The sequence below is a fragment of the Caballeronia arvi genome (assembly GCF_001544695.2).
In the GTDB taxonomy this organism is placed as follows: domain Bacteria; phylum Pseudomonadota; class Gammaproteobacteria; order Burkholderiales; family Burkholderiaceae; genus Caballeronia; species Caballeronia arvi.
The window spans coordinates 1-4547 of the sequence record NZ_FCOM02000143.1; the positions used below are offsets into that span (position 1 = coordinate 1).

3 protein-coding genes are annotated in these 4547 nt (G+C 58.0%); 1 reads left to right on the forward strand and 2 read right to left on the reverse strand.

Features of this window, described 5'->3' with window-relative positions; all coding sequences use genetic code 11:
* Window positions 1-2241: 2241 nt before the first annotated feature.
* The gene (locus AWB74_RS46230) at window positions 2242-3012 is read right to left on the reverse strand and encodes a DUF4148 domain-containing protein (protein WP_160110403.1); all 771 of its coding nucleotides are present in this window, start codon (window positions 3010-3012) and stop codon (window positions 2242-2244) included.
* Between the two features lie 148 nt (window positions 3013-3160).
* Between AWB74_RS46230 and AWB74_RS43385 the strand changes: the two genes are divergently transcribed.
* Window positions 3161-3283, forward strand: coding sequence for a cold-shock protein (locus AWB74_RS43385; RefSeq protein ID WP_407642555.1), 123 nt, complete (start codon window positions 3161-3163; stop codon window positions 3281-3283).
* 76 nt (window positions 3284-3359) lie between these two features.
* Here AWB74_RS43385 and AWB74_RS43390 read toward each other — a convergent pair whose 3' ends face one another.
* Window positions 3360-4334 (reverse strand): ferritin-like domain-containing protein, encoded by a 975-nt coding sequence (locus AWB74_RS43390; RefSeq protein ID WP_061152642.1) that lies wholly within the window; start codon window positions 4332-4334, stop codon window positions 3360-3362.
* Between the last annotated feature and the right edge of the window lie 213 nt (window positions 4335-4547).

Below are 4547 nucleotides of genomic sequence, written 5' to 3' on the forward strand. Positions count from 1 at the left end.
CCGCTGTCTCGAGATCCCGCATATCGCCCGCGGGGTTGACTCATAGGGTAAGGCTCCCTGCAATTGTTGATATGCGAGCTTCTCGGATTATAGTCGAGACGCCATTGATGTTTGGTCATAGAAAAACTCAGAGTCCCTCCTGGAAAGACTGCAGCGGCGCGCCAGGGCGCCCGTATAGCGATCGGTCGAGGCAGAGTCAATAATTGGGAAAATGATTACTTGAAGCACATGAGTTCGTCGTTATTCTGAATTACTACCTAACTAATCGCACACCTGCGCCTCGTATAGGTGACCTCGCTCGGAGCGCTTGGAGTTCAATGAACCTGTCATCGTGTCAGGAGCATGCTGACGATCGTCCATGCGATCGCAGCTCACCCCTTACATGCGGGGTTTGAAAGCGAAGCGCGGAAATCGCTCGAACGACGCTGCTTGCAGCGTCACGGCCTCACGATGTCCTCACACGCGAGGTCGCGAAGCTGCAGCGTTCAAGACAAGTCGCTGAGGCCATCGCTCTTCAGTGCGATGAGACGTCCTACCGCTCTGTCCTTGACGGACCGGACGATCACCTGCCTACGAAGCGGGCTCTTTCGCTGGCCATTGATTGCGCGAGCCTTGTAAGAAAGCAGCGAAATGCGGTGCGCTCTCCGGCCCTTGCTCGAACGCTCGCGATCGAGACTGCCGCCAGGCGAACGTGGGCTAACCGACTGTGAGCGATGAGGCAGTCGATAAAACTATCCTCGCAGTTTGGGTATTACCTTTGCCCGTCCCGGCGGGCCTTTTTTCGCCCCGATTATGAAAGATTTGTACGGAAGGCTCAGTCTCGGGCAGAAAAGCTTCTTTTTCATGGTCAGCGCATTGGTGACGTTGGGCGGGATAGTAGAGGGAAACTCCTACGGTTTTGCCGGAGCAGCGCCCTTGCTGCTGCTGACCTACTTCCAAAGTGCTAACCGCGGGACTCGAGCGCGCGCGCGATAACCAAATCAGCCGTGGTTGCGCGTCATCGATGGAAAGCCGAACAATCGCACGACCCATCGATCATGACAGGCAGTTGCAGTTCGCCGCGGATGGTCCGCGAACTCGGCGGTGCAGTCTTTTCTGAACCGCCGGGCCCCGACGAGGAGTTGGCCCGTGGTCCCGTGCGTAGGGTGGGAAGCGCGATGGCGTTCCATGAACGTGGCAAGATTTGGCACCGCATTGATAACCGCGTCGTCCTATCCCACGCTGCGCCTCAGGTTGAGATAAGCCTGAAAGGGCTCCCAATGCGCGTTCATCGTGCACGGATCGACGACCAAGGCGCGGATATAATGCTGTGCCTAACGCCGACCGCTCCGTCCGGCCTGATGCTGAACGACGAAGAGCTGTGAACTACCAAGTTTTCGCGCTGCTGTATGCACTGCAGTGGATTTGCCACCGCTTGTATATCGTAGCTCCGCTGCGTTCAGGCCTGCGGCTTGCATAGCGTTCGTTGGACGTCCTCCATCCCATCGAAATCGGAGAATCATCATGAGCAAAGCCCACGACGCTAAGAAGGCCGAAAAGAAGGTCGCCACCAAGACGCCAAAGGAAAAGAAAGAAGCGAAGAAACTGAAGAAGGAAGCGTCGAAGCGTCAGTAACGATCACAATTCGCGAGGGCTTTTCGCGAGCGAATACGCGAACCCGATGAACCCGTTCGACCAACTCATATTGCGCACGATGCGTTAGTCATTGCTCACACCAGTGACCCGGCAGTCAGGCGTATTTCGCCAATTCGACCTGAACCTCTGCAGCGCAATCGATTTGCGCAAGTAGCGCGCTAGCCACGGCTAGCTGCGCGGGAAGCAAATGCCTCGTCGCCATAACAACGACCACGCGGCGGCGCCAATAAGGCAGCGGAAACACCGGCGACACACTTCGACTCTCGGCCTGCACCATGGTGCGCAGGTGAGCGAGGTCGGCGTCTGTAACCCGAAGATCGTACGCACTGTTCGTAAATTCTGGAGCTTTCATGACTTACTTACGGCAGGGGCAACGGTTGCCTGAAGTATCCGCGCAGAATAATTTCTGTGCCCGATGAACAATTCCTAGACGCTAGATGCGTTGACTGCCAACAGCGGATTCCCCTCATCGGCCTGCCGGTTCCGTTGAATCGCGAATCGAGGAGTTCGTGCCGTCGATGCTCACTCGATTCGGCGCGAAACATGCGAATCTAGATCCAAGACACATTCAATCGACGCGCTCGCGTGAACATATTTGCTCCGAACCTATTCATTTGACGAACTCGGTGAACCGCCTGGTCCGTAGGGGTCCGGATTTCCGAATCGCGGAAGCGCTCCGCTCGACCTTGCTCTGCGCAATTCGTCTTGCACCTCTTTCCTGGTTTTAGGACCGGGCACAGATACAGATGACGTCGAAACGACGGTATTCTGAACGTCGGCGTTGGCTGAAGCTGAGCGGGAGGATTCCGGTATCTCCTTGTCTTCCGTCGTCTCGACCACGTTGTCATCGCTCCGGGCTGACCCGGCAGTGGAGAGGAGCGATTCCGATCGCGCCTCAATCTGTGCCGCGCTGTCGTGCTCTTCTGGCGATGGCTTCTGCATCGCTTTCGCGTCTGGCTGATTATTTTCTCTTTCTCGTTTCAGCCTCATGGTTGCTCCTGCCGAATGCGTGATCGATGGTGCTTGTCGTTTCTGCGCTCGCCCGACGATATTTGCGGTATGCGGTTTGGTCGCTTCGTCCAATGACGAATCGGTATCGCTCAACATCAGTCTCGGGGGCACGCGAAACTTCGTGCTGTTCGGTGCGGTCTCCTGATCCTCCTCCGAAGATTTGCCCATTGACGTTGAAGCTCCGCTTGGCTCTCGGTGAACCGTGCCTATCGTGCCCGTTGCGACGGACGCACGCTGTCGCGACGACCACGCCTGTACTTCCAGGCGGTGCCTGCCGTGATCGCGGAGCAACGAAGGACCGACCACCGATGCTGTGGCGATGCAGACGCCGACGACCAGAGAGCGAGTGGAGAGTTTTTCAAGCAACGCGCTTTCCTCGAGGTTCGAGATCTCGTCTATCCGACATGAAGGAAGTTCAGCGCCTGAAGCACAGCGCCCGCAACGATGAACGTCGCTCCGAGAATCAGTCTGATCCGCAGACGCCACGCACCTGCTGACCCTTCGCGCATAGGAGATCTCCGGCTTCATCACGCCCGATGGTGGCGATGAGGATCTCCTCAAGGAAGGGCAGAAGGTGACGTTCGACGAAAAGATGGGGCCGAAGGGCAAGCAGGCGGCCAATATCAAGCCGGCGTAAGCGAGTTGGTAGATTGGAGGTTCTCAAGGCGATGATCCGAGGCGCCTCGCGATCCCGATTTATGACGTCATTTGCCTCATGAGAACGCGCTGCTCATATGAAGCGTGCCGTTCACGCCCGCCGGAAAAAAACCTCCTTGCGCCACCGCGCCCTTGTTCAGGTAGACGATGTTCAGCACATCGTCGTAACTGCGGCTGAACGCGATGCCGTTGTTGTCCAGCGGTACGATGTTGGAGATCTGCGTGTTGACGCCCGCGATGCCCTGATCGACGTCGCTCGACGAATCGAGCGAGTCACGCGCATCCGAAATGGCCTGTGTCGCTGCCACGAGGCTCGGTGTCTGGATGCCCTTGGTGTACAGCACCGTTCTGATCAGACCCGCATGATAGGCTTCGGCGGCAAGAATGCCGGCCGCCGCTTCGAGGTAGGTCTTGTTGCTGATGAGCGGAGCGGCGCCTTTGTACGCGGTGACGCCCACGTCTTCGAAGATGAATGCGCCAAGCAGGAAGTTGTCGTCGTTCAGGTACGGGTTGAAAACCGTTCCTGCGGGAGCGAGACCTGCAGCTTGTGCTGCGAGTGAACACGCGCCGTTGGGGTCTGTGCCGCCCACATCGAGCGCGGGCATCGCGACCGCCGAGCCGCCGAGCGCGGTGCGAAGGAACGCGACGTGTTCCACTTCATCCTTTGCAATTTCCCGGGCGTAGGCTGCAACCACGGGATCCGAAAAGGACATCTGCTGACCGGGCGTCACTTTGCCGGTCGTGCCGGCGCCGGTCATGAGATTCGCGGGCAGCCCGGTTCCCGTCGTGGCATAGGCGTAGAACGTCGCTTCGAGATACTCGAGATTCAGTGCAAAGTTGAGGATCTCCGCGTCAGTTGGCCCCGTCGCCGCGTTGGCGTTATCTCCCGACCCTCCGCCGCATGCGCCGAGGATGGTTCCACCGACTAGCCCCAAGCCTAAGCCGCCGGCACTGCGAAAAAATTGGCGTCGCTTTGCACGCCGCTGGACGCGTCGATCGAATACCTCCGCTACCGATGAAGGGCAATCCATGTTCGTCTCCTGTAAGTCGAAGAATGGCCGACGTCGAACCTGCGCTTTCGCGCATCGCACAAGACGCCGCAAGAGCGGGAAGGTTTGCCGGGCTTGACTGGAATAGCAGCGCAGGCCACTCTCTCTCGTGAATACGTGTCAACGCCGACTGAAACCTGACCCACATTCGAAGGCTTCGCCGAAGTAAATCTGACCCACCTGGGTCCAGTATCA

Bases quoted from the DNA above. Each gene is read 5' to 3' on its own strand.
- AWB74_RS43390 (WP_061152642.1), bottom strand. From the start codon at position 4,334: ATGGATTGCCCTTCATCGGTAGCGGAGGTATTCGATCGACGCGTCCAG.